The sequence below is a fragment of the Rhodococcus sp. TAF43 genome (assembly GCF_052113525.1).
Classification (GTDB): Bacteria; Actinomycetota; Actinomycetes; order Mycobacteriales; family Mycobacteriaceae; genus Prescottella.
On the sequence record NZ_JBFRDL010000001.1, the window covers coordinates 37,050 to 58,997 of the forward strand.

General features: G+C 68.3%; 22 protein-coding genes. 11 read left to right on the top strand and 11 right to left on the bottom strand.

Annotated features, from left to right (window positions below; all coding sequences use genetic code 11):
- Positions 1-172 precede the first annotated feature (172 nt).
- The 3 genes from AB4Z09_RS00190 to AB4Z09_RS00200 all read left to right on the top strand — a co-directional run bounded on the left by AB4Z09_RS00190 (position 173) and on the right by AB4Z09_RS00200 (position 4,563).
- A complete protein-coding gene (locus AB4Z09_RS00190; protein WP_174909777.1) occupies positions 173-1,210 on the top strand; it encodes an alpha/beta fold hydrolase in 1,038 nt (345 codons plus the stop codon).
- 68 nt (positions 1,211-1,278) lie between these two features.
- Positions 1,279-3,813, top strand: coding sequence for a DEAD/DEAH box helicase (locus AB4Z09_RS00195; RefSeq protein ID WP_174909775.1), 2,535 nt, complete (start codon positions 1,279-1,281; stop codon positions 3,811-3,813).
- A gap of 93 nt (positions 3,814-3,906) precedes the next feature.
- A complete protein-coding gene (locus AB4Z09_RS00200) occupies positions 3,907-4,563 on the top strand; it encodes a DUF4203 domain-containing protein (RefSeq protein ID WP_114719903.1) in 657 nt (218 codons plus the stop codon).
- A gap of 77 nt (positions 4,564-4,640) precedes the next feature.
- Here AB4Z09_RS00200 and AB4Z09_RS00205 read toward each other — a convergent pair whose 3' ends face one another.
- Entirely contained in the window at positions 4,641-5,072 is a 432-nt protein-coding gene (locus AB4Z09_RS00205) for a DUF5997 family protein (RefSeq protein WP_114719901.1), read from the bottom strand.
- 62 nt (positions 5,073-5,134) lie between these two features.
- On the opposite strand from AB4Z09_RS00205, the gene AB4Z09_RS00210 reads away from it, so the two are divergent.
- Positions 5,135-5,905, top strand: coding sequence for a LysR substrate-binding domain-containing protein (locus AB4Z09_RS00210; protein ID WP_174909773.1), 771 nt, complete (start codon positions 5,135-5,137; stop codon positions 5,903-5,905).
- 13 nt (positions 5,906-5,918) lie between these two features.
- Here AB4Z09_RS00210 and AB4Z09_RS00215 read toward each other — a convergent pair whose 3' ends face one another.
- A complete protein-coding gene (locus AB4Z09_RS00215; RefSeq protein WP_174909771.1) occupies positions 5,919-6,851 on the bottom strand; it encodes a LysR substrate-binding domain-containing protein in 933 nt (310 codons plus the stop codon).
- A 195-nt stretch (positions 6,852-7,046) separates the two neighbouring features.
- Between AB4Z09_RS00215 and AB4Z09_RS00220 the strand changes: the two genes are divergently transcribed.
- The 3 genes from AB4Z09_RS00220 (at position 7,047) to AB4Z09_RS00230 (ending at position 8,931) form a co-directional block, all read left to right on the top strand.
- The gene (locus tag AB4Z09_RS00220) at positions 7,047-7,634 is read left to right on the top strand and encodes a peroxiredoxin (protein WP_114719895.1); all 588 of its coding nucleotides are present in this window, start codon (positions 7,047-7,049) and stop codon (positions 7,632-7,634) included.
- A 3-nt stretch (positions 7,635-7,637) separates the two neighbouring features.
- Positions 7,638-8,165, top strand: coding sequence for a carboxymuconolactone decarboxylase family protein (locus AB4Z09_RS00225; RefSeq protein WP_174909769.1), 528 nt, complete (start codon positions 7,638-7,640; stop codon positions 8,163-8,165).
- An 85-nt stretch (positions 8,166-8,250) separates the two neighbouring features.
- Positions 8,251-8,931 carry a PhzF family phenazine biosynthesis protein gene (locus AB4Z09_RS00230; protein WP_442238965.1) on the top strand — a complete coding sequence of 227 codons (681 nt, stop codon included), beginning with the start codon at positions 8,251-8,253 and terminating at the stop codon, positions 8,929-8,931.
- Between the two features lie 12 nt (positions 8,932-8,943).
- Here AB4Z09_RS00230 and AB4Z09_RS00235 read toward each other — a convergent pair whose 3' ends face one another.
- The gene (locus tag AB4Z09_RS00235; protein WP_442238966.1) at positions 8,944-9,516 is read right to left on the bottom strand and encodes a TetR/AcrR family transcriptional regulator; all 573 of its coding nucleotides are present in this window, start codon (positions 9,514-9,516) and stop codon (positions 8,944-8,946) included.
- Positions 9,517-9,587: 71 nt separating this feature from the next.
- Here AB4Z09_RS00235 and AB4Z09_RS00240 point away from each other — a divergent pair, with 71 nt between their 5' ends.
- Positions 9,588-10,175, top strand: coding sequence for a dihydrofolate reductase family protein (locus AB4Z09_RS00240; protein WP_442238967.1), 588 nt, complete (start codon positions 9,588-9,590; stop codon positions 10,173-10,175).
- Between the two features lie 8 nt (positions 10,176-10,183).
- Here the strand turns inward: AB4Z09_RS00240 and AB4Z09_RS00245 are convergent, their stop codons facing one another.
- The 3 genes from AB4Z09_RS00245 to AB4Z09_RS00255 form a co-directional block, all read right to left on the bottom strand.
- Positions 10,184-10,438: a hypothetical protein gene (locus tag AB4Z09_RS00245; protein WP_442238968.1), complete on the bottom strand. Its 255-nt coding sequence runs from the start codon at positions 10,436-10,438 to the stop codon at positions 10,184-10,186.
- Between the two features lie 70 nt (positions 10,439-10,508).
- Complete coding sequence (locus tag AB4Z09_RS00250; protein WP_174909761.1) at positions 10,509-11,096, bottom strand: LysM peptidoglycan-binding domain-containing protein; 588 nt, start codon at positions 11,094-11,096, stop codon at positions 10,509-10,511.
- Positions 11,097-11,451: 355 nt separating this feature from the next.
- The gene (locus tag AB4Z09_RS00255) at positions 11,452-12,144 is read right to left on the bottom strand and encodes a hypothetical protein (RefSeq protein ID WP_442238969.1); all 693 of its coding nucleotides are present in this window, start codon (positions 12,142-12,144) and stop codon (positions 11,452-11,454) included.
- Between the two features lie 17 nt (positions 12,145-12,161).
- Here AB4Z09_RS00255 and AB4Z09_RS00260 point away from each other — a divergent pair, with 17 nt between their 5' ends.
- The gene (locus AB4Z09_RS00260) at positions 12,162-12,410 is read left to right on the top strand and encodes a hypothetical protein (RefSeq protein WP_114719879.1); all 249 of its coding nucleotides are present in this window, start codon (positions 12,162-12,164) and stop codon (positions 12,408-12,410) included.
- Between the two features lie 6 nt (positions 12,411-12,416).
- Here the strand turns inward: AB4Z09_RS00260 and AB4Z09_RS00265 are convergent, their stop codons facing one another.
- Positions 12,417-13,643: an aminotransferase family protein gene (locus tag AB4Z09_RS00265; protein ID WP_442238970.1), complete on the bottom strand. Its 1,227-nt coding sequence runs from the start codon at positions 13,641-13,643 to the stop codon at positions 12,417-12,419.
- A 52-nt stretch (positions 13,644-13,695) separates the two neighbouring features.
- The gene (locus tag AB4Z09_RS00270) at positions 13,696-14,370 is read right to left on the bottom strand and encodes a Pr6Pr family membrane protein (RefSeq protein WP_442238971.1); all 675 of its coding nucleotides are present in this window, start codon (positions 14,368-14,370) and stop codon (positions 13,696-13,698) included.
- A gap of 73 nt (positions 14,371-14,443) precedes the next feature.
- Between AB4Z09_RS00270 and hrpA the strand changes: the two genes are divergently transcribed.
- Complete coding sequence (gene hrpA, locus AB4Z09_RS00275; RefSeq protein ID WP_442238972.1) at positions 14,444-18,421, top strand: ATP-dependent RNA helicase HrpA; 3,978 nt, start codon at positions 14,444-14,446, stop codon at positions 18,419-18,421.
- Positions 18,422-18,451: 30 nt separating this feature from the next.
- On the opposite strand, the gene nrdR is transcribed toward hrpA, so the two are convergent.
- Complete coding sequence (gene nrdR, locus AB4Z09_RS00280; RefSeq protein ID WP_114720036.1) at positions 18,452-18,943, bottom strand: transcriptional regulator NrdR; 492 nt, start codon at positions 18,941-18,943, stop codon at positions 18,452-18,454.
- Between the two features lie 252 nt (positions 18,944-19,195).
- Positions 19,196-19,609 carry a hypothetical protein gene (locus AB4Z09_RS00285; RefSeq protein WP_114719871.1) on the bottom strand — a complete coding sequence of 138 codons (414 nt, stop codon included), beginning with the start codon at positions 19,607-19,609 and terminating at the stop codon, positions 19,196-19,198.
- Between the two features lie 299 nt (positions 19,610-19,908).
- Here AB4Z09_RS00285 and lexA point away from each other — a divergent pair, with 299 nt between their 5' ends.
- Complete coding sequence (gene lexA / locus AB4Z09_RS00290) at positions 19,909-20,667, top strand: transcriptional repressor LexA (protein ID WP_114719869.1); 759 nt, start codon at positions 19,909-19,911, stop codon at positions 20,665-20,667.
- Between the two features lie 72 nt (positions 20,668-20,739).
- On the opposite strand, the gene AB4Z09_RS00295 is transcribed toward lexA, so the two are convergent.
- Entirely contained in the window at positions 20,740-21,885 is a 1,146-nt protein-coding gene (locus AB4Z09_RS00295; protein ID WP_174909754.1) for an acyl-CoA dehydrogenase family protein, read from the bottom strand.
- Positions 21,886-21,948 lie beyond the last annotated feature (63 nt).

A 21,948-nucleotide genomic window follows, 5' to 3' on the forward strand; every position in this document is an offset into this window, starting at 1 on the left:
ATCGACCCAACATTTGGTCGTTCGTCCAGGTATCGTGGACGACGAAACCCTTCCGTTATCCGAAGTCACACTGACGACTCATATGGCGCATAGCGTCTCGGTGCACGGATATACTCGGACGATCGATATCTGAGCGGTGCCCGCGTGCCGGGCAGCAGCTTCAGGAGGCGATATGAGCGACTCCCGCACGCGAATGCTCCGCCCGGTGCCGGACACCGAGCCGCGGCTCGTGTTCCGCACCATCCACGGGTACAGGCGCGCGTTCCGCATGGCCGGCGCGGGTCCGGCCGTCCTCCTGTTGCACGGCATCGGCGACAACTCGTCGACGTGGAGCGAGATCATCCCGCACCTGGCTCAGAACTACACGGTGATCGCACCGGACCTCCTCGGCCACGGGCGCTCCGACAAGCCCCGCGCCGACTATTCGGTGGCCGCCTACGCGAACGGCATGCGCGATCTGCTCTCGGTGCTGGATATCGACAAGGTCACCGTCGTCGGTCATTCGCTCGGCGGCGGCGTCGCGATGCAGTTCTCCTACCAGTTCCCACACATGGTCGACCGTCTGGTGCTGGTGTCGGCCGGCGGTGTCACCAAGGACGTGCATCCGCTGCTGCGCCTGATCTCGATGCCGGTGGTCAACGAGGCCCTCAAGCTGCTGCGCATTCCGGGTGCGATGACGTCGGTCCGCGCGATCGGCGAGGTCGTCTCCCGCCTCCACGGGTCGCCGCTGCGTCCCGGCACGATGCTGCACGACACCCCCGACCTGGTCCGGGTGCTCGGCGCCCTGCCAGATCCGACGGCGTACGAGGCGTACCTGCGGACGTTGCGCTCGGTGGTCGACTGGCGCGGTCAGGTGGTCACGATGCTCGACCGGTGCTATCTGACCGAGAACCTCCCGGTGCAACTGATCTGGGGCGCGCGCGACTCGGTGATCCCCGTCAGCCACGCACATCTGGCGCATTCCGCGATGCCCGGCTCACACCTCGAGATCTTCGAGGACGCCGGTCACTTCCCGTTCCGCGACGACCCGCTCCGCTTCCTCGGTGTGGTCGAGAACTTCCTCGAGTCGACCGCACCGCTGGAGTTCGACGAGACCCGCTGGCGGAACCTGCTGACCGACGGCGTCGGTGAGGGCACCATCACCGGCGCTCCCGCGACCCGCATGGCGGTGCTCGACGCGATGGGCTCCGACGAACGCAGCGCCACCTGAAACTCGATCGCGGCGGCGTCCCGGGTCCGGAAGCCCGGTACTGCTCGGCAAGGCTCTAGCCTGTAACGGTGCTGCTTCCCGATCTTCTCCCCGAAACCGTCGACCCCCACGGCGTAGATGCCGACGCACTGTTCGACGCGTTCACGTCGTGGACGAGCGATCGCGGCCTGCAGCTGTACCCCGCGCAGGAAGAGGCGCTCATGGAGTTGGTCTCCGGGGCCAACGTCATCCTCGCCACGCCCACGGGTTCCGGAAAGTCGATGGTGGCGCTCGGTGCCCACTTCTTCGCGCTCGCTGCATGGCGGAACGGCGGGGGCCGGCGAACGTTCTACACCGCGCCGATCAAGGCGCTGGTCAGCGAGAAGTTCTTCGCGTTGTGCGACGTGTTCGGGGCCGACAACGTCGGCATGATGACCGGCGACGCGTCGGTGAACTCGTCGGCGCCGATCATCTGCGCGACCGCCGAGATCGTCGCGAACCTCGCGTTGCGTGAGGGACCGGGCTCGGACATCGGCCAGGTCGTGATGGACGAGTTCCACTTCTACTCCGAGCCGGACCGCGGCTGGGCGTGGCAGGTGCCGCTGATCGAGCTCCCGCAGGCGCAGTTCCTGCTTATGTCGGCGACGCTCGGCGACGTGAGCCACCTGTGTGCGGACCTCACCCGCCGCACCGGCCGGCCCACCACGGAGGTGTCGGGCTCGGAGCGCCCGGTGCCGCTGCACTTCTCGTACTCGCAGACGCCGATCGGCGAGGAGATCGAGGAGCTCGTCACGACCCATCAGGCGCCGGTGTACGTCGTGCACTTCACGCAGGCCGCCGCGCTCGAGCGGGCGCAGGCCCTCACCAGCGTGAACCTCTGCACGCGCGCCGAGAAGGACGCGATCGCCGAGGCCATCGGGGCTTTCCGCTTCACCACCGGCTTCGGCAAGACGCTGTCGCGGCTGGTCCGTCACGGCATCGGCGTGCACCACGCCGGCATGCTGCCGAAGTACCGCCGGCTCATCGAACGGCTCGCGCAGGACGGCCTGCTCAAGGTCATCTGCGGCACCGACACACTCGGCGTGGGCATCAACGTGCCCATCCGCACGGTGCTGCTGACCGGCCTCACCAAGTACGACGGCACCCGCACCCGCCAGCTGCGGGCCCGCGAGTTCCACCAGATCGCCGGTCGCGCCGGTCGCGCCGGCTACGACACGATGGGCACCGTCGTCGTGCAGGCGCCCGAGCACGAGATCGAGAACGTGCGTGCCCTCGCAAAGGCCGGCGACGACCCGAAGAAGCGTCGGAAGGTACAGCGCAAGAAGGCACCCGAGGGTTTCGTGTCGTGGGGCGAGGGCACCTTCGACAAGTTGATCGTCGCCTCACCGGAGCCGCTGAGTTCTCGCTTCTCGGTGAGCAATTCGATGCTCCTGAACGTGATCGCGCGCCCCGGCAACTGTTTCCAGGCGATGCGGCATCTTCTCGAGGACAACCACGAGTCGCGGCCGGCGCAGCGCAAACACATCCTCAAGACGATCTCGCTGTACCGCGGCCTGCTGCAGGCCGGGATCGTCCAGCAACTCGACGAGCCCGACGAGTACGGCCGGATGGCGCGGCTGACGGTGGATCTGCAGCGCGACTTCGCCCTCAATCAACCACTGTCGCCGTTCGCGCTCGCATCGCTCGAACTGCTCGACGTCGAATCGCACACCTATGCACTCGATGTCGTATCGATCATCGAGTCGACGCTCGACGACCCGCGACAGATCCTGATGGCACAGCAGCACGCGGCACGCGGCGAGGCCGTCGCGGAGATGAAGGCCGACGGGATCGAGTACGAGGAGCGCATGGAGCTGCTCGAGGAGATCACCTGGCCGAAGCCGTTGGCGGATCTGCTGTTCCCGGCCTTCGAGATCTACCGCGCCGGTCATCCGTGGATGAGCGAATTCGCCCTCTCCCCCAAGTCCGTCGTCCGCGACATGGTGGAACGGTCGATGACGTTCGCCGAACTGGTGAGCCACTACGGCCTCGCCCGTTCCGAGGGCCTGGTCCTGCGGTACCTCGCCGACGCGTATCGCGCGCTGCGGCAGACGGTTCCGGCGGAGGCCCGCACCGAGGAACTCGAGGACCTCACCGAGTGGCTGGGTGAGCTGATCCGCCAGGTCGATTCGAGCCTCCTCGACGAGTGGGAGCAGCTCACCAATCCGGGCGCCGAGTCCGACGACCAGCAGGTCGCGTTCGGCGCCGACATCCCGCGCCCCATCACCGCGAACACCCGCGCGTTCAAGGTCATGGTGCGCAACGCGATGTTCCGTCGCGTCGAACTGGCGTCACGCCGGCGCTGGGACCAGCTCGCCGAACTCGGCGACGGTCTGGACGCCGACGACTGGGCCGACCTGCTCGAGCTGTACTTCGACGAGTACGAGGAGATCGGGACCGGACCGTCGGCACGCGGCCCCCAGCTGTTCCAGGTGACCGTCGAACCGACACTGTGGCGGGTCCGGCAGGTCCTCGAAGACCCGCAGGGCGACCATGGTTGGGCGCTGCTCGCCGAGGTCAACCTCGCCGAATCCGACGCGGCCGGTGAGGTGGTCTTCGACGAGTTCGAGGTCGCGGAGGGCTGATCCGGGCGAACTCCGGGCGGTTACTGCGTCATCGACCGAGTGTCGCGCGCAGTAACAGCCCGACGAAGCAGACTGCAGCGGTACGGTTTCGGCATGTCTGACATCGTGATCGGGATCCTGGCCATCGCCGTCGGTGCGGTGTTCTGTTTCAGCGGTACGGCCGCCATGCGGTTCGTGATCGCGCTCTGGGGTGCGTTCGCGGGTTTGAACCTGGGCGCCGGCCTGGTCTCCGCGATCACCGGTGACGGCTACTTCGCCACCGCACTGGGTTGGATCGTCGGCATCCTGGTGGCGCTGCTCTTCGCCGTGCTGGCCTACCTGTACTACGCGGTGGCGGTGACGTTGGCGATGGCGTCCGTCGGATTCGCTCTCGGCACGGCCGCGATGGTGGCGGTCGGCGTGACCTGGAACTGGGTTGTCGTCCTGGTGGGCGTGATCCTCGGTGTGGCGCTGGCAGTCCTCACGCTCGCCGTCGATCTGCCCGCGGTGTTGCTCGTGGTCGTCAGCGTCCTCGGCGGTGCGGTCGCAATGGTGGGCGGCGTGATGCTGCTCGCCGGGGCCGTCGACACGGCCGACTTCGACCACGCGTCACTCACGACGACCATCTCCGACGACTGGTGGTGGTACGCGATGTACGTCGCGCTCGTCGTCGCCGGCGTCGTCGCGCAGTCCCGGATGCTCGGACGGGAGCGGTCGCTTCGCGACCAGTGGCGCCACACCTCCGCACCGTCCGTCCCCTCGAACACCTGACCGGTCCGAAGACGACGTCGGGCTGTTACTGCGACATCCGCCGAGAGGCGAGCGCAGCAACAGCCCGACGAGACGCCCTACGCGTTCGGCTTGAACGGACCGGCGCTGCGCGGCTTGCGGTTGGACTCCTCGCGCCGCACGGCCTGCAGTTCCTTGACCCGCTTCTCTTCCTTGCGGACCTCGACGAGGTTGGCGCGCTCGGCGACGAGCCAGTCGGGCTGATCGGCCAGGAGCGCCTCGATCTGCTCGGTGGTGAGGGCGTCCTCGATGCCACCGCGGGTGAGGCCGGAGATCGACACACCCAGCTTGGCGGCGACGACGGGACGCGGGTGCGGACCGTTGGCGCGCAGTTCGGTCAGCCATGCCGGCGGGTTGGTCTGCCACTCGCTGAGCTCGTCGCGGGTCACCACGCCGTCCTGGAACTCGGCGGGGGTGGCCTGGAGGTACACACCCAGCTTCTTCGCCGCGGTTGCGGGCTTCATCGTCTGGGGGGTCTTCTGCGACGTCATACGTCAAGGGTAACGAGCACGCGCTGCGCGGCTGCACCCACCGCTGCAGGTAGCCTTGCCGAGTGACAGAGGCGACTGATCCCCGACCGTTCCGGCTCGCGTACGTCCCCGGCGTCACCCCCGCCAAGTGGGTCCGCATCTGGAACGAACGCATCACCGACACCCCGCTCGAGCTGGTGGCGTCGACCGCCGCCGAGTCGACCGCGGCCCTGCGGGAGGATCGCGCGGATGCGGCGCTCGTGCGGCTGCCGATCGACCGCGACGGCCTGAGCGCCATCACGCTGTACGCCGAGACGCCCGTCGTGGTGGTGCCGAAGGACCACGTGTTCACCGCCGCGGACGAGATCGCGCTGTCCGACCTCGCCGAGGAACTGGTGCTGGATCCGCTGGACACCCCGATCACCTGGGATCAGCTGCCCGGTCGGCCCGCCCTGGACCGTCCCGCCTCGACCGGCGACGCGATCGAGTTGGTCGCCGCGGGCGTCGGCGTCCTGGTCGTGCCCCAGTCCCTCGCCCGGCTGCACCACCGCAAGGATCTGACGTACCGGCCGGTGGCAGGCGCGCCCGAGTCGGAGGTTGCACTGTCTTGGGTCACCGACCGCACGACCGAACTGGTCGAGGAGTTCATCGGCATCGTCCGCGGACGCACCGCCAACAGCTCGCGCGGACCCAACCCGCACGAGACGCCGCGGACCAAGGACAAGGCGCCCCGGGCGGCTGCGCCGCGCACCGCGAAGCAGTCCGCGCCCACGTCCGGCAAGGCACGCGCCAAGGATTCGCGGCGCGGCAAGCCCGGCAGCAAGGCGAAGCCGGGCGGGCGCAAGCGCCGCTGAGGGCCCGCCCGCGTCACGACGCCGCCGTCACCGCTCCCGCCGGAGCGGCGTCCCGAAGCAACTCGGCGAGCTGCCGGTAGCCGTCCGCGCGCCCGCTCGAGACGCGGAACACCAGTCCGATGGTCCGGCCGGGGGTCGGTGCCGCGAACCGCGCCGTGGCGAGGTCGCCGCGCCGGGTCTCGACGGGTACCGCCGAGTCCGGGACCAGGGTGACCCCCAATCCGCCTGCGACGCACTGCACGACGGTCGCGAGCGAGGTGGCCCGGGTGTCGCCGGACAGCGGGTGTGCGTCGACGGACCGGCACAGATCCAACGTTTGATCGCGCAGGCAGTGCCCCTCGTCGAGGAGTAGCAGCGGTAGTTCGTCGAGGACGTCGAGTGGCAGGTCGTCGCGGCCGGCGAACGGGTGTTCCCTCGGCAACACGACGACGAAATCCTCTCGATACAACGGAATCTCGATCAGCCCCGGAGCCTCCGACGGCAGCGCCAGCACCGCGACGTCGATGGCGCCGGTGCGGAGCGCGTCGAGCAGTCGCGCCGTCTGGTCCTCGATCACCTGCGGCACCAGGGCCGGGAACTTCGCGCGGAGCGCCGGCAGCAACGCCGGCAGCACGTAGGGCGCGACGGTGGGGATCAGTCCGAGGCGCAGCGGCCCGACCAACTTGTCGCCGACCCCGGCGGCCGCGGCGACGAATCCGTCGGCGGCGTCGAGGATCAGTTTGGCCTGGGTCAGCAACTGCTCCCCCGCCGCCGTCACCAGGACACGCCGGGTGCTGCGTTCGATCAGCTGAACTCCGAGACCGTTCTCGAGGGACGCCAGCGCCTGCGACAGTGTGGGTTGGCTCACACTCAAACGCGCTGCGGCCGTGCCGAAGTGGCGATACTCCGCCACCGCGACAAAGGCACGCAGCTGTGACAGTGTCGGTTGATAAGTCCCATCAGCCATACCTATCAGTGTAGTGCCACCTATCACCTTTACCTTTTGAAAGGTTTCGGGCACTATGGAGTCATACCGAAGAGCGCAGGACACGGAGCCTCGAACGAGAGCCACCGCGGACCCGCTCGAGGTAGCGCCCACCACCGATCCACGGTGCGTGGCCTGCGCATACAGATGTTCACAAATCAAGTAGGAGGACGACACATGGCTCTGCTGACCATCGGCGACCAGTTCCCGGCATACAACCTGACCGCCGTGATCGGTGGCGATCTGTCCAAGGTCGACGCCAAGCAGCCCGACGACTACTTCACCACCGTCACCAGCGACGACTACGCCGGCAAGTGGCGCGTCGTCTTCTTCTGGCCCAAGGACTTCACGTTCGTGTGCCCCACCGAGATCGCCGCGTTCGGCAAGCTGAACGACGAGTTCGCGGACCGCGACGCCCAGGTCCTCGGCGCCTCGGTCGACAACGAGTTCGTCCACTTCCAGTGGCGTGCACAGCACGAAGACCTCAAGACCCTCCCCTTCCCGATGCTCTCGGACCTCAAGCGTGAGCTGGCCGAGGCCACCGGCGTCCTGAACGCCGACGGCGTCGCGGACCGCGCCACCTTCATCATCGACCCGAACAACGAGATCCAGTTCGTGTCCGTCACGGCCGGTTCCGTGGGCCGCAACGTCGACGAGGTCCTGCGCGTCCTCGACGCCCTGCAGTCCGACGAGCTGTGCGCCTGCAACTGGAAGAAGGGTGACCCGACCATCGACGCGGGCGCTCTCATGACCGAGGGTGTCTGACCCATGTCGGTCGAGAACCTCAAGAACTCGCTTCCCGAGTACGCCAAGGATCTCAAGCTCAACCTGAGCTCCCTCGCTCGCTCGACGGAGCTCAACGAGCAGCAGCTGTGGGGCACCTTCCTCGCCTGCGCGGCCGCCACCAAGTCGGCGACCGTGCTGAAGGAGATCGCGGACGAGGCCGCCGACGTGCTGTCGGCGGAGGCGTACAACGCCGCCCTCGGTGCCGCATCGATCATGGGTATGAACAACGTCGCCTACCGCGCCAAGAGCTTCCTCGGTGACGAGTTCGCCCAGGTGCGCATGGGTCTTCGCATGAACATCATCGGCAACCCCGGTGTCGAGAAGGCCGACTTCGAGCTGTGGTCGCTGGCCGTGTCGACGATCAACGGCTGCCATGACTGCACCGCCGCCCACGACGCCGTCGTGCGCAAGGAAGGCCTCACCAAGGAGCAGGTCTGGGAGGCCGTCAAGGTCGCCGCGACTCTCCAGGGTGTCGCCCAGGCCGTCGTCGCGAGCGAGACGCTCGCCTGATCGGTCCCCGTTCGACGGAAGGCCCGGTACACGACTCACGTCGCGTACCGGGCCTTCCGTCGTCTCCGGAGTTAATCTGGGCCCCATGGCAATCGAGGTCCACGTCGTCCGCGTCTTCACCGACCCCGACGGTAAGCACGGGAACCCGTTGGGCATCGTCGACGCCGCTTCCGTGGATCTCTCCGAACGGCAGGCACTCGCGAAACACCTCGGGTTCAGCGAGACCATCTTCGTCGACCTCCCCGCCCCGGGGGCGGACGCCGCCCGGGCGCAGATCTTCACTCCGGCCGCCGAACTCCCCTTCGCCGGACATCCCACCGTCGGCCTGTCGTGGTGGCTCGACGAGCAGGGCCGGGGCGTCGACGCTCTCGACGTGCCCGCCGGCCGGGTCGCCACGTGCGAGCGACACGGCGCGACCTGGGTACGCGCGCAGGCCGATTGGGCACCCGATTTCGCGTTGTACCCGATGCCGGACGTCGCGGACGTCCTCGCGGCCCACGCCCACGACTTCACCGCCGGCCACCACTACGTCTGGGCGTGGGAGGACGAATTCGAGGGCCGGATCCGATCCCGGATGTTCGCCCCCGGGCTCGGCGTGCCCGAGGACGAGGCCACCGGCTCGGCCGCAGTCCACATCACGGCCCACCTGCGTCGCTCACTTCTCATCAAGCAGGGACGGGGCTCCCAGATCCGAACCACGTTCGGCGACGACGGCTGGGTCGAGGTCGGCGGCCGGGTACGACCCGAACGCACGATCACGGCCTGAGCCGCGCACCGGTCACCGTGGCAGCACCCGATCGACGGCGGCATCGACGAGGTCGTCGATCTCCTTGTCCGAGAACAACTCCGGCAACGTGAGTCGATCGACGATCAGCCAGTTCAACGCCATGTAGAGCATCGTCACGGTCGTCGGGTCCCCCGGCATGTCCGACTCGACGTGGTTGGCGATGTTGAAGTCGAGATCCTGACGGACGCGTTCGGTGAGGACTGCGCGCAGATCGGGCCGTCGGGTCGCCTCCAACCGGAGTTCGAGCAGCGCGAGAAACCCGGTGCGGAAAGCCGCCACCCGTCCCACCGTCTCCTTCATCAACGCCGTGAGGTGCTCGCGGTCGTGCGCCCCACGCAGACTCAGGTCCATCGTCGCGTCGTCGGGCTTGAGCCGCTCGTAGATCCGCGCCCCCGCCTGGGTCAGCAGGTCGTCCCGGTTGGCGAAGTAGTTCGACGCGGTACCCGCCGGCACCTGCGCCTCCGCGTCGACCGCACGGAAGGTGAGTCCGCGGGCACCCTCCCGCGCCAGGACCTCGATCGCGCCGTCGACCAACGCCGCTCGCCGCTCCGGATTTCGCCGCACCTTGACACCACTCCATCTGTAGTACTAACTTTTACACCACTTCACTCAGAGTACTACGGACGGAGTTGTATATGCGTAAGCTCGTGTACTACGTCGCGGTCTCCCTGGACGGATACATCGCCGGGCCCGGCGGCGAGGTCGACTTCTACCCGCTCTCCGATTCGATGGCCGCGTGGATCAACGAGCGCTACCCCGAGACAGTGCCGACACACATCCGCCCCCAGGCGGGACTCCAGGACGCACCCAATCGCGCGTTCGACACGATCATCATGGGGCGCGGCACCTACGAGCCCGCGCTCGCCGTCGGCATCACCAGTCCGTACGCCCACCTGCGCCAACTCGTGGTCTCGACGACGCTCGGGACGATCCCCGACCCGGCGGTTGAGCTCGTGTCGAACGATCCGGTCGAGGCAGTCCGCAAACTCAAGGCCGAGGACGGGCTCGACATCTGGCTCGCCGGCGGCGGTCAACTCGCCGGCGCGCTACTACCCGAGATCGACGAACTGATCGTGAAGAGCTACCCGGTGGTGGGCGGCGCCGGACTACCGGCCTTCGCGGGCCCGTTCCGTCCGACGGCCTTCACGCGCACGGACCTCACGTCGTTCGACAACGGCGCGAGCGTGTCGTGGTTCAGCCGAACACCGAACACGAACGCCTGACCGAGCGATCAGCTGCTGCTACCGAAGCCGGCTGTCTCGGGGGCGAACACCACGCGGTACCACACGCCCTCGGCCGGATCGTATGTACAGGGCTCGATGACGACCGCCCGGTAGGCCTTCTCGAGCAGCAGCGCCTTGCTGCGCAGGTACTCGGCCCCCTCCCCCGAGAACTCGCCTCGATAGATGGGACCGAACTTCCACGGTGTCGCGTCGGCAGCACCGGCGCCGAGCGAGGTGGCGAGCACCAGCAAGTCCCGCAACATGACACAGCCCCGCCGGGAGGGGGACACCGGCGGGGCTGCGAGCTCTGTGAGCAGTTCGGTACGAGACCGATCAGAGGGAGAGCGTCTGCCCCGGGAAGATCAGATCGGGGTTGGCGACCTGGCCGGCAAGGTTCGCCAGCGAGACACCGTGGTTCGCGGCGATCTGCGACAGCGTGTCACCGAGCTGGACGACGTAGGAGCCGACACCGGCGGGCAGGGTTTGCGCCCAGTCGTTCACCTGCTGCTGGACGGGGGCCTGCGACACGACCGGAGCCGGGGCGGGCTGAGCGATGGACTCGACCGAGCCACCCGGGGTGCTGCCGCCGGTGAGGTACTGGCCGCACACGGGCCATGCGCCGACGCCCTGGCCGTCGAGAACGTTCTCGGCGACGCGGATCTGCTCGGCCTGGCTAGCGTTGCTGGCGCTACCGGTGCCGCCGTACGCCTCCCAGGTGCTCTGGGAGAACTGCAGGCCGCCGTAGTAGCCGTTGCCGGTGTTGGCCGCCCAGTTGCCGGACGACTCGCACTCGGCGACACCGGACCAGTCGTGGCTGCCGGCAGCCGATGCGGTACCGGTGCCGATCGCCAGCGGGATGGCGACGACGGCGCCGGTGGCAACGACTGCGCCCAGGGCGCGCTTGATCGTGAAGCTGGTCATACGGGTGAATCCTCTCCGCTCCTGCGGGTGAGACGGCGCTCTCGCGCCGACCGTGTCGGGCGGAGTTCCATCCGCCTCACCCCTGCCCCCTCGAAGGTTTCGGGTGTCCGGACCGCGGGGCAGGATCGTGCAGCGGCGGACCGGCGTGGCTCGTTTGTTTCGAGCCGGACACGACGCTAGGGGACGGTCACGAAAAGGTCACGGTCCGCGATTTCGGTACGAACGTCCAGGTAACGAAGGCCGTCGGCGACGTTTCCGCAGAACCCCTCGGCGTGTCCGCAACTCGGCAGACCGGTCGTTATCCACTCGTTATGTGATTACCGTCATAGTCAATTCGTGCCGTGGGTCACACGGATCAGCCGTGGCTGAGGTCCCCCGCCGCGAGATCGGCGGCACTGAGTAGCACCTCGATCTCGTCCCCCAGTTCGACACCGTGCGCGAGGGGCAGTCGGTCGCCGCTCCAGAATCGGCCCGGGTCGTACCAATTGGTCCTGCGATCGCCGGTCAGCAGGCCCATCGCCTCGAACGTCGACGCCACCACCTCCGCGCAGTAGGCGCTCTCCAGACCCGCACCCGATTCGCGGTCGCCGCCGCGCGACCGCAACGACGGCAGCCGGCCGCCGAACCAACGCGACGCCAGCTTCGCCGTCGACGGGAACGGGGTGCCGTCCAGGCGGGCGATCGTCCGCAGCAGGGCGTCCTCCTGCTCACGGGTCACGGGGCCGGCGAGCTGACGCAGCCAGCCGCGCTGCCCGTAGCGCGCACCCCACACCTGAACGGCGGCACGCAGGTCGTGCAATTGGACACCGCGCTGGAACTTCCCGGTCCACATGTCCTGCAGCGAGTGCCCGAGCTCCGCGTGCCACATCAGCGGCGGGAGGTCGTCGAGCACGACGGACATGCCGACGTGGTTGACGGGACTGTTCGTCAGGGTCTGGATCGCGCGGTCGGCGCCGGTGTGACCGCGGAAGATCCAGATGTCGCCCGTGCGGGTCGCTTCCACCGCGTCGTCGAGGCTGACCTGTGATGGATGCATCCGCCGAGTCATCCACCTAGCCTAGAGCGATGCGCATCGACAGCAGACATCTGTGGAAGGCCCTCGGACTGGCCGGCGCCCTCGGGGTCGCGGCCACGGGCGCACTGGCGGTACGAGCCGAACGACAGCGCCGCGCATACACACCCGACGAGGTCCGCGACCGCCTGCACACCCGTTTCGCACAGGCGTCGGCGGCCGCGGACCGGACCGTGGTGGAACTCGTCGATACGAAACCGACACTGCGGCAACGGCTGTCGCGGGTGCTGCGCCGCCGCTGAGCCGGATCAGCCGAGCGCTTTGGCGACCCCGGCCGCCATCTCGGCGACCTGCTCGTCGGTCATGACGAACGACGGCGAGAACTGCATCGCACCCTGACCGGCCGCGCGGCCGGAGATCCCGAACTCGCGCAACGTCTTCACGAACGGCAACGCCTCCGCGGGATCGACCAGCTGGACCGCAGCGACGGCACCGATGCCGCTGCGCACCTCCGCCACCCGGGGATGTTCCGCGAGCGGGGCGAGATGCTCGTGCAGCGACGCCTCGAGCCGCTTCGACTCCCCGAGAAGGTCCTCGCGCTCGACGATGTCGAGATTGGCCATGGCCGCGGCCGCGGCCCCGGCGTGGCCGCCGTAGGTGTACCCGTGCCGCCACCACACTCCCCCACCGAAGAATGGTTCCGCGACGGTCGGCGCGACGAACACCGCACCCATCGGCACGTACCCCGACGTGAGTCCCTTGGCGGTGGTGATCATGTCCGGCTGCAGGTCGAAACGCGTCGAGGCGAACCACGACCCGCCGATCCGGCCGAAGCCGGTGACGACCTCGTCCACGACGAACAGGATGTCGTGTTCGCGGCAGATCTCGCGGACCTCGCTCAGGTACCCCTCGGGCGGCAGGTAAATGCCGCCGGCACCGATGATCGGCTCACAGAAGAACGCCGCGATCTTGTCGGCGCCCTCCCGCTCGATCAGCCCGAGCAGTCCCTTCGCGTCGTCCCACTCCACGGTGCGGGCGTCGGCCATGAGGTCGCCGTAGCCTTCCCGGTTGACCGGGATCCCGGCCAGTGCGGTGCCCGCGACGTGCATGCCGTGGTACGCCTTCTGCCGGCCCACGATCAGCGTCTTGGACGGCCGGCCGACCTCGGTCCAGTACCGGCGGGCGAGTTTCGCGGCGGAGTCGACCGAGTCGGAGCCACCCGAGGTGAAGAACACCTTGGAACCGGGAACCGGTGCGATCGCGGCCAGACGCTCCGCGAGGGCCACCGTGGTGTCGGAGGTGAAGTCGCCGAAGTTGGAGAAGTGCGCGATCTTCGACAGCTGCGCGGCGACGGCGTCGGCGATCTCGGTGCGGCCGTGCCCGACGTTGGTGAACCACAGTCCCGCGGTGGCGTCGAGGTAGCGGGTCCCCGCGTCGTCCCAGATGTACGCGCCCTCACCGCGGGTGACGACGAACGCGCCGTCGCGCTGCACCGCCCCCATGTCGGCGAACCCGTGCCACAGTGCTCCACCCATCCGCGCTCTACCCCTTCGATCGTGCTTGCCGGTCGTGTGCCGCTTTCCGCGACTATGCCACGGAAACCGGATCGGGCTCGTCGCCGCCGAGACCGCGCCACCGCCGGCCCAATCGTCCGGAGGCGTTGACCGCGAGCGCCATCAAGGTCATCGCCACGAGCAGCACGACCAGGCCGACGGCGAGCTGGAGATATCCCTGCTCGCGCGGATCGAGGAACGGGTACGGATACCAGTCCACGATCGGTCCCCGGATCAGTGTGTACACCCCGTAGACGACGGGGAACGCGAGCCAGCTCAGCGACTGCAGATCGGTGATCCGGACCCGCGGCGGGTTGACGATCCAGTCGAGGAGCAGCACCAGCGGCAGGATGCGGTGGAGGGTGTCGTTGATCCACCGGTCCTGCAGCATGACGTCGACGTTCGCGAGCAGGACCGCATAGATGATGCCGGTGATCACCATGTAGACCGTCGCCGCGCCGCGAACCAGCTGCCATCGGGTGTCCTGCGGGTCACGGACCGCACCCACCAGCAGCACGATCGCCGCGAGGACATTGCTCAGGATCGTGAAGTAGCTGAAGTAGTTCGCGACGGAGAAGGCCGGTTCGTCGATGTTGCGGAGCGGAATCCACGCGAGCGCGACGATGCCGAGGGCGGCGAACACGATCCGCAGCACGCGAAAGATCGGGTGGGTCCGCCGGATCGCGGGACCCGGTGTGACGGCGGTCATGCGCGGATGTTCGCACGCCCCGGGCGGTTCCAGCCGGAATTGCCGTTGCACGCTTCGATAGGCTGTGCGGAGCATGTCGACAACACCATCAGCAGCCGAGACCGGGTTCGATCGCCGCGAGGCGAGGAAGCGGCTCGGTGCCCTCAACCTCCGCGACGAGCACCGGCTTCGCCGACGCCTCGACCGCGCCAAGTCCCCGTCCGCGCTCGCCGCACTCGCCGACGAGATCTCCGCCGCCGAGCTGCGCGTCGAGGGCCGCCGGGCGCAGGTCCCGCCGATCACGTACCCGGAAGCGCTGCCGGTCACGCAGCGCCGCGAGGACATCGCCGCCGCGATCGCATCGCACCAGGTGGTGATCGTCGCCGGCGAGACGGGTTCCGGCAAGACCACCCAGATCCCGAAGATCTGCATGGAACTGGGCCGCGGCATCCGCGGCATGATCGGGCACACCCAGCCTCGCCGCCTGGCCGCCCGCACGGTCGCCGAGCGGATCGCCGAGGAGGTGGGACGCGAACTGGGCGACACCGTGGGCTACACCGTCCGCTTCACCGACCAGGTGTCCGACTCGACGCTGGTCAAACTGATGACCGACGGCATCCTGCTCGCCGAGATCCAGCGCGACCGGATGCTGCGCCGCTACGACACGCTGATCATCGACGAGGCCCACGAGCGCAGCCTCAACATCGACTTCATCCTGGGCTACCTCAAGCAGCTGCTCCCCCGACGCCCCGACCTCAAGGTGATCATCACCTCGGCCACCATCGACCCGGAGCGGTTCGCCGAACACTTCGCGGTGGACGGCGTGCCGGCACCCATCGTCGAGGTGTCAGGCCGGACGTTCCCGGTGGAGATGCGCTACCGCCCGCTCACCGTCGAGGTGGGCGAGCAGACCTTCGACCGCGACCCCGTCGACGCGGTGTGCGAGGCCGTCGAGGAACTCGCCGCCGAGGGTGACGGCGACATCCTGGTCTTCCTGTCCGGCGAGCGCGAGATCCGCGACACCGCCGACGCCCTGCGGGACCGCAAGTACCGCAACACCGAGATCCTGCCGCTGTACGCCCGGCTGTCGGCCGCGGAACAGCACCGGGTGTTCTCCCCCCACACCGGGCGGCGCGTGGTCCTGTCCACCAACGTCGCCGAGACGTCGCTGACGGTGCCCGGCATCCGTTATGTCATCGACCCGGGCACGGCCCGCATCTCGCGCTATTCGGTCCGCACCAAGGTGCAGCGCCTGCCGATCGAACCGATCTCGCAGGCGTCGGCCCGCCAGCGCGCCGGACGATGCGGTCGAGTCGCGGACGGAATCTGCATCCGCCTCTACGCGGAGGACGACTTCGAGTCGCGGCCCGCGTTCACCGAGCCGGAGATCCTGCGCACCAACCTGGCGTCGGTGGTCCTGCAGATGACCGCCCTCGGGCTCGGCGAGATCGAGGCGTTCCCGTTCGTCGAGGCACCGGATCCGCGGGCGATCCGTGACGGCGTCGCGCTGCTCGAGGAACTCGGCGCCATCGCCGGACCCGGTCAGCGCCGCGTCGACGCCGACACCGAGACCGACACCGAGACAGCCCGGGACAAGCCCGTCGGCCCGCAGCTCACCGCGACCGGCCGCGAACTGGCCCAGTTGCCGGTCGATCCGCGGATGGCGCGCATGCTGGTCGAGGCGCACCGCAACGGCTGCCTCCGCGAGATGCTGGTGATCGTGTCCGCGCTGTCCATCCAGGACGTCCGCGAGCGCCCCGCCGAGTTCCAGCAGGCCGCCGACGAGAAGCACGCCCGCTTCGCCGTCGAGAACTCCGACTTCCTCGCCTACCTCAAGCTGTGGGAGTACCTGCGCGAACAGCGGAAAGAGCTCAGCTCCAACCAGTTCCGGAAGATGTGCCGCAACGAGTTCCTCCACTGGCTGCGGATCCGCGAGTGGCAGGACCTGCACGGCCAGCTCCGTCAGATCACCCGCGGACTCGGCTGGGAGCCGGGCGATTCCGGCGGCCCGGACGCCGCGACGGCGTCCGAGACGTCGATCCACCAGTCGCTGCTCGCGGGCCTGCTCTCGCACATCGGGCTGCGCGAGGGCGACAAGCGCGACTTCCTCGGCGCCCGCGGCAGCCGGTTCGCGATCTTCCCCGGCTCCGGCCTGTTCAAGAAGCCGCCGCGCTGGGTGATGGCGTCCGAACTGGTCGAGACGTCGCGACTGTGGGCGCGGATGGCCGCCCGCATCGAACCCGAGTGGGCCGAGAAGCTGGCCCCACACCTCGTCAAGCGCACGTACTCGGAGCCGCACTGGTCCACCAAACGGGCGTGTGCGATGGCGTACGAGCGGGTCACCCTCTACGGCGTCCCGCTCGTCACCGGACGACCCGTCACCTACAGCACGATCGACCCCGAGGCATCGCGGGAGTTGTTCATCCGGCACGCACTGGTGCAGGGCGAGTGGCAGACACAGAACAAGTTCTTCCACGCCAACCGCGCGCTGCTCGACGACGTCGAGGAACTCGAACACCGGGCCCGACGACGCGACATCCTCGTCGACGACGAGACGCTGTTCGAGTTCTACGACCAGCGGGTCGGTCCGGAGGCGGTGTCCGCCAAGCACTTCGACACGTGGTGGAAGCAGGCGCGACGCTCGGATCCGAATCTGCTGAACTTCACCACCGCCACGGTGGTCAACGCCGACTCCGCCGCAGTACTCGAGGGCGACTACCCCGACGCGTGGCGTCAGGGCGACATCCAGTTCCCCTTGACGTACCAGTTCGAGCCCGGCACCGAGGACGACGGCGTCACCGCGCGGATACCGGTGGCGCTGCTCGCGGGCCTGCGCCCGGTGGGATTCGACTGGCTGGTGCCCGGCATGCGCACCGAGCTGGTCACCGCACTGATCAAGACGCTGCCGAAACAACTCCGCCGCCAGGTGGTGCCGGCCCCGGACTTCGCCGCGGCCGCGCTCGCCGCCGTCAAACCGCGATCCGAGTCCCTGATCCACGCGATGGCGCGCGAGCTGTCGCGGCTCGGTTCGTGCCGGATCGACCCGACGGACTTCGACGTAGCGTCGCTGCCGCCGCACCTGCGGATGACGTTCGCGGCGGTGGACGAGAAGGGCAAGGTCCTCGGCAAGGACAAGAGCCTGGCCGCGCTGCGCCGGTCCCTGGCACCGCGGGTCGAGGTGGAGGTCGCCAAGGCCGCCTCGACCACAGAACGGGCCCCGGCACCGGTCTGGACCGCGCAGACCCTGGGCACGCTGCCGTCGTCGGTGACCCGGACCCTGGGCGGCCAGAAGGTGACCGGCTACCCGGCGCTGGTGCCGGAGGACTCCGGCGTCGCGGTGCGGGTGCTCACCACGCCGGCCGCGCAGCGCGCCGCCATGCGGGCCGGCACCCGCCGGCTGCTGTTGAACGCTGTTCCGACGCAGGCCAAGTCGGTGACCAACGGGATGAGCAACGCCGACCGTCTCGCGCTCGGCCAGAACCCGGACGGCAGCTTCGACGCGCTCCTCGAGGACTGTCGCGCGTGCGCGGTCGACGAGCTGATCGCCGAGAACGGCGGCCCCGTGCTCGATCCCGCCGCGTTCGAGACGTTGACCGGGAAGGTCCGCGCGCAGCTCGCCACCCGTGTCGCGCGGCTGCTTCACCTGCTGCTTCCTGCGCTCGCAGAGGCACATCGTCTGTCGGTGATCCTCGAACGATCCGTCGGCGAGGCCGCGGACGACGTGCGCGAGCAGCGAGAGTCGTTGCTGTTCCCCGGGTTCGTGACCGAACTCGGCTCCCGGCGACTCAAGGACCTGCCGCGGTACCTGGCGGCGGCGTCGCTGCGGCTCGAGTCGCTGCCCGGCAGCGCGCAACGCGACCAGGCGGGGATGGATGTCCTCGATCGCGTGTACTCCGCCTACGACCGGATGCTCTCGGCCCTGCCGGAGGAGCGCCGAGGAGACGACGACGTCAACGAGGTCCTGTGGAAGATCGAGGAGTTGCGGGTGAGCCTGTTCGCACAGTCACTGGGCACCGCGATTCCCGTGTCGGAGAAGCGGGTACTCAAGTCGATCGACGGGATCCGGCGGTAGCGCGCTCACCCGGCGGCCTGCCGGCCGGAGTCACTCGGTGACGGACTCCGCGTCGGCGAGCTCGGCGGTGCGGCTTTCGCGGTGGGCGCGCAGGTCCTTGATCTCGCGCTCGAAGTCCTCCGCGGAACTGAAGGAGCGGTACACAGACGCGAAACGCAGGTACGCCACCTCGTCGAGGTCACGCAGCGGACCGAGGATGGCCAATCCGACCTCGTGGCTGGGGATCTCGGGCGACCCTGACGCGCGGACTGCGTCTTCGACCTGCTGGGCCAGCAGGTTCAACGCGTCGTTGTCGACCTGGCGGCCCTGGCACGCGCGGCGCACACCCTGGACCACCTTCTCCCGACTGAACGGCTCGGTGACGCCACTTCGCTTGACTACGGCCAACACGGCCGTCTCGACGGTGGTGAATCGGCGGCCGCACTCCGGGCACGAGCGTCGACGACGGATCGCCGCGCCCTCGTCGGCCTCTCGGGAATCGACCACGCGCGAATCGGGATGCCGGCAGAACGGGCAGTGCATGGTGATTCCTTCGTAGCCATCGTGGCCGCTGCGCCGCTTCTCGACCGATGCCGGTTCCAGCAGGACCGACTCACGCAGGGGAGACACGATATCGACGCGACCACGCGATGTGGTGTGACTGACAGGATTCGAGGATACCCGCCCCACCCATACCGACAGCGACTCCCGGGTACCCAGGCGGATCAGCGCCGAATCCGATCGTGCCGGCAGCACCATGATCGAACGCCTCCTCCATTCGCGACCAGAGCCCGGTCACCTCACGAACGACTCTGTTCCCTGCACCTGCACCGTGTCGGTCGCCCCCGACTCCCCGGCGGCCAAGTTCGCGAGCGCATCCAGCCCCACGACGATGCCGACGGTGACGACGACGGTCGCGACGATCGCCGACAGACCTGCGAATCGTGGCCGCGGGCGGCGCTGATCGTGTGACGGGTGGGAGGTGACCGAGACCCGAGATCCGCGCGAGCCGTACCGCGGCACGGCGTCGTAGTGCATGAGACCGGCAACCGGACGCCGCGAGTCCACGGGCCGGATGCGCGCCGGGCGGTACTCCCGCACGGTGCCACGGTCGATGATCACGCCGGACGAATCCGCCCGCATGTAGACGTCCCGGCGGCCCGTCGGCGTCCGACCGACCGATCCATTCCCCGAAAGTGCGATACCCATCCGAACCTCCCAGCCAGTCGTCGAGCCGTTTCACTAGTCGGACAGAGCGCGAACCGGACGTGTGGCGCTTCCTCCGGACACGTCGCGAGCAATCCGAGCAAACCGTGTTCGATCATGCGTTCGATAGAACACATATTCGATTTCTACCACGCGGCTGCGACAAAGTCAGTAGTTTCGACGACACAGGTCGAACAGATGTTTGAAGTAGTGGGGTGATCGGGATAGATTCGTGGCAGAACACACAGACACTCACCGACTCAGCCCGCGAGCCGCTGGAGCCGCGAAGGAGGCCACGCGCCATGAAGGACGACAGCTCGAGTTCCTCCGGCAAGTCCGGACGCACGTCGCCCGACGACGCCCAGGCCGCCGCCGGGCTGGGCACGGGACTCGACGCCGGCCAGCTCACCGACCGTCAGCGCAACGTCCTCGAGGTCATCCGGACGTCGGTCGCCGAGCGCGGTTACCCGCCGAGCATCCGCGAGATCGGCGACGCGGTCGGCCTCACGTCCACGTCGTCCGTCGCGCACCAGCTGCGCACACTCGAGCGCAAGGGCTTCCTGCGGCGCGACCCGAACCGGCCCCGTGCGGTCGATGTCCGGGGACTGGACACGCTCGACGGCCTGGACGACACGCGGTCGACGCCGAGTGCATCCGCGGCCATGAAGTCCACCGACGAACTGCCGGCCCCTACGTTCGTGCCGGTGCTCGGACGCATCGCGGCCGGCGGCCCGATCCTGGCCGAGGAAGCCGTCGAGGACGTCTTCCCGCTACCCCGCGAACTGGTCGGGCAGGGATCGCTCTTCCTACTCAAGGTGGTCGGCGAGTCCATGATCGACGCTGCGATCTGCGACGGCGACTGGGTGGTCGTGCGGCAGCAGAACGTCGCGGAGAACGGCGACATCGTCGCCGCGATGATCGACGGTGAGGCGACCGTCAAGACCTTCAAGCACACCGGCAAGGATGTGTGGCTCATGCCGCACAACCCCCTGTTCGACCCCATTCCCGGCAACGACGCCGCGATCCTCGGCAAGGTCGTCACCGTGATGCGCAAGCTCTGACCCGTTACGACGACAGGGGCCGCGGCACTGGGTGCCGCGGCCCCTGTCGTCGTGAGGAGCGAGAAGTGCGGGTCAGCCGAGGTTCAGTCCGCGACCGATGATCTCCTTCATGATCTCGGTGGTGCCGCCGTAGATCGTCTGGACCCGAGAGTCCATGTACGCCTTGGCGATCGGATACTCGCGCATGTAGCCGTAGCCGCCGTGCAGCTGCAGGCACCGGTCGATCAGCTTGACCTGCGCCTCCGTGGTCCACCACTTCGCCATTGCGGCTTCCTGGACGGTGAGTGTGCCCGCGTTGAGCTGTTCGATGAACTTGTCCACCAGGATCCGCACGGCCGTCGTCTCGGTGGCGAGTTCGGCGAGCACGAACCGCGTGTTCTGGAAGCTCCCGATCGACTTGCCGAACGCCTTGCGGTCACGGCAGTACTGGATCGTCATGTCGAGGCAGGATTCCATCGCGGCGGCCGCCACGACCGCGATCGACAGGCGCTCCTGCGGCAGGTTCTGCATCAGGTAGATGAAGCCCATGCCCTCCTCGCCGAGGAGGTTCTCGGCCGGCACCCGGACGTCGGTGAAGCTCAGTTCCGCGGTGTCCTGGGCCTTGAGACCGATCTTGTCGAGGTTGCGTCCCCGCTCGAAGCCCTCCATGCCGCGTTCGACGACGAGCAAAGAGAAGCCCTGCGCACCCTTGTCGGGATCGGTGCACGCGACGACGATCACGACGTCGGCGTTGATGCCGTTCGTGATGAAGGTCTTGGCGCCGTTGAGGATCCAGTGATCGCCGTCCTTGACGGCGCGGGTTTTGATGTTCTGCAGGTCGGACCCGGTGCCGGGCTCGGTCATCGCGATCGCGGTGATGAGTTCGCCGGAGCAGAACCCGGGCAGCCAGCGCTGCTTCTGTTCCTCGTTGGCGAGCTTGATCAGGTACGGCGCGACGACGTCGTTGTGGAGCATGAAGCCGACACCGCTGTAACCGCCGCGGGTGGTCTCCTCGGTGACGATCGCGTTGTACCGGAAGTCCTCGACTCCCCCGCCGCCGCACTCCTCGGGCACCGCCATACCGAGGAAGCCCTGCTTGCCGGCCTCGATCCACACCGATCGGTCGACGATGTTCTGCTCCTCCCACTGATCGTGGAAGGGCGCGACGTGCTGATCGAGGAACTTGCGGTAGGACTCCCGGAACAGTTCGTGCTCCGGTTCGAACAGGGTGCGTTCCACTGCGTCTCCTCATGTCGAGATGTACGGCGATCTGCCGGCGGCCGCGGGCACGCAGCAGCAGAC

Bases quoted from the DNA above. Each gene is read 5' to 3' on its own strand.
- AB4Z09_RS00190 (WP_174909777.1), top strand. From the start codon at position 173: ATGAGCGACTCCCGCACGCGAATGCTCCGCCCGGTGCCGGACACCGAG.
- AB4Z09_RS00200 (WP_114719903.1), top strand. From the start codon at position 3,907: ATGTCTGACATCGTGATCGGGATCCTGGCCATCGCCGTCGGTGCGGTG.
- AB4Z09_RS00205 (WP_114719901.1), bottom strand. From the start codon at position 5,072: ATGACGTCGCAGAAGACCCCCCAGACGATGAAGCCCGCAACCGCGGCG.
- AB4Z09_RS00215 (WP_174909771.1), bottom strand. From the start codon at position 6,851: ATGGCTGATGGGACTTATCAACCGACACTGTCACAGCTGCGTGCCTTT.
- AB4Z09_RS00220 (WP_114719895.1), top strand. From the start codon at position 7,047: ATGGCTCTGCTGACCATCGGCGACCAGTTCCCGGCATACAACCTGACC.
- AB4Z09_RS00225 (WP_174909769.1), top strand. From the start codon at position 7,638: ATGTCGGTCGAGAACCTCAAGAACTCGCTTCCCGAGTACGCCAAGGAT.
- AB4Z09_RS00230 (WP_442238965.1), top strand. From the start codon at position 8,251: ATGGCAATCGAGGTCCACGTCGTCCGCGTCTTCACCGACCCCGACGGT.
- AB4Z09_RS00240 (WP_442238967.1), top strand. From the start codon at position 9,588: ATGCGTAAGCTCGTGTACTACGTCGCGGTCTCCCTGGACGGATACATC.
- AB4Z09_RS00245 (WP_442238968.1), bottom strand. From the start codon at position 10,438: ATGTTGCGGGACTTGCTGGTGCTCGCCACCTCGCTCGGCGCCGGTGCT.
- AB4Z09_RS00250 (WP_174909761.1), bottom strand. From the start codon at position 11,096: ATGACCAGCTTCACGATCAAGCGCGCCCTGGGCGCAGTCGTTGCCACC.
- AB4Z09_RS00255 (WP_442238969.1), bottom strand. From the start codon at position 12,144: ATGACTCGGCGGATGCATCCATCACAGGTCAGCCTCGACGACGCGGTG.
- AB4Z09_RS00260 (WP_114719879.1), top strand. From the start codon at position 12,162: ATGCGCATCGACAGCAGACATCTGTGGAAGGCCCTCGGACTGGCCGGC.
- AB4Z09_RS00265 (WP_442238970.1), bottom strand. From the start codon at position 13,643: ATGGGTGGAGCACTGTGGCACGGGTTCGCCGACATGGGGGCGGTGCAG.
- AB4Z09_RS00270 (WP_442238971.1), bottom strand. From the start codon at position 14,370: ATGACCGCCGTCACACCGGGTCCCGCGATCCGGCGGACCCACCCGATC.
- hrpA (WP_442238972.1), top strand. From the start codon at position 14,444: ATGTCGACAACACCATCAGCAGCCGAGACCGGGTTCGATCGCCGCGAG.
- nrdR (WP_114720036.1), bottom strand. From the start codon at position 18,943: ATGCACTGCCCGTTCTGCCGGCATCCCGATTCGCGCGTGGTCGATTCC.
- AB4Z09_RS00285 (WP_114719871.1), bottom strand. From the start codon at position 19,609: ATGGGTATCGCACTTTCGGGGAATGGATCGGTCGGTCGGACGCCGACG.
- lexA (WP_114719869.1), top strand. From the start codon at position 19,909: ATGAAGGACGACAGCTCGAGTTCCTCCGGCAAGTCCGGACGCACGTCG.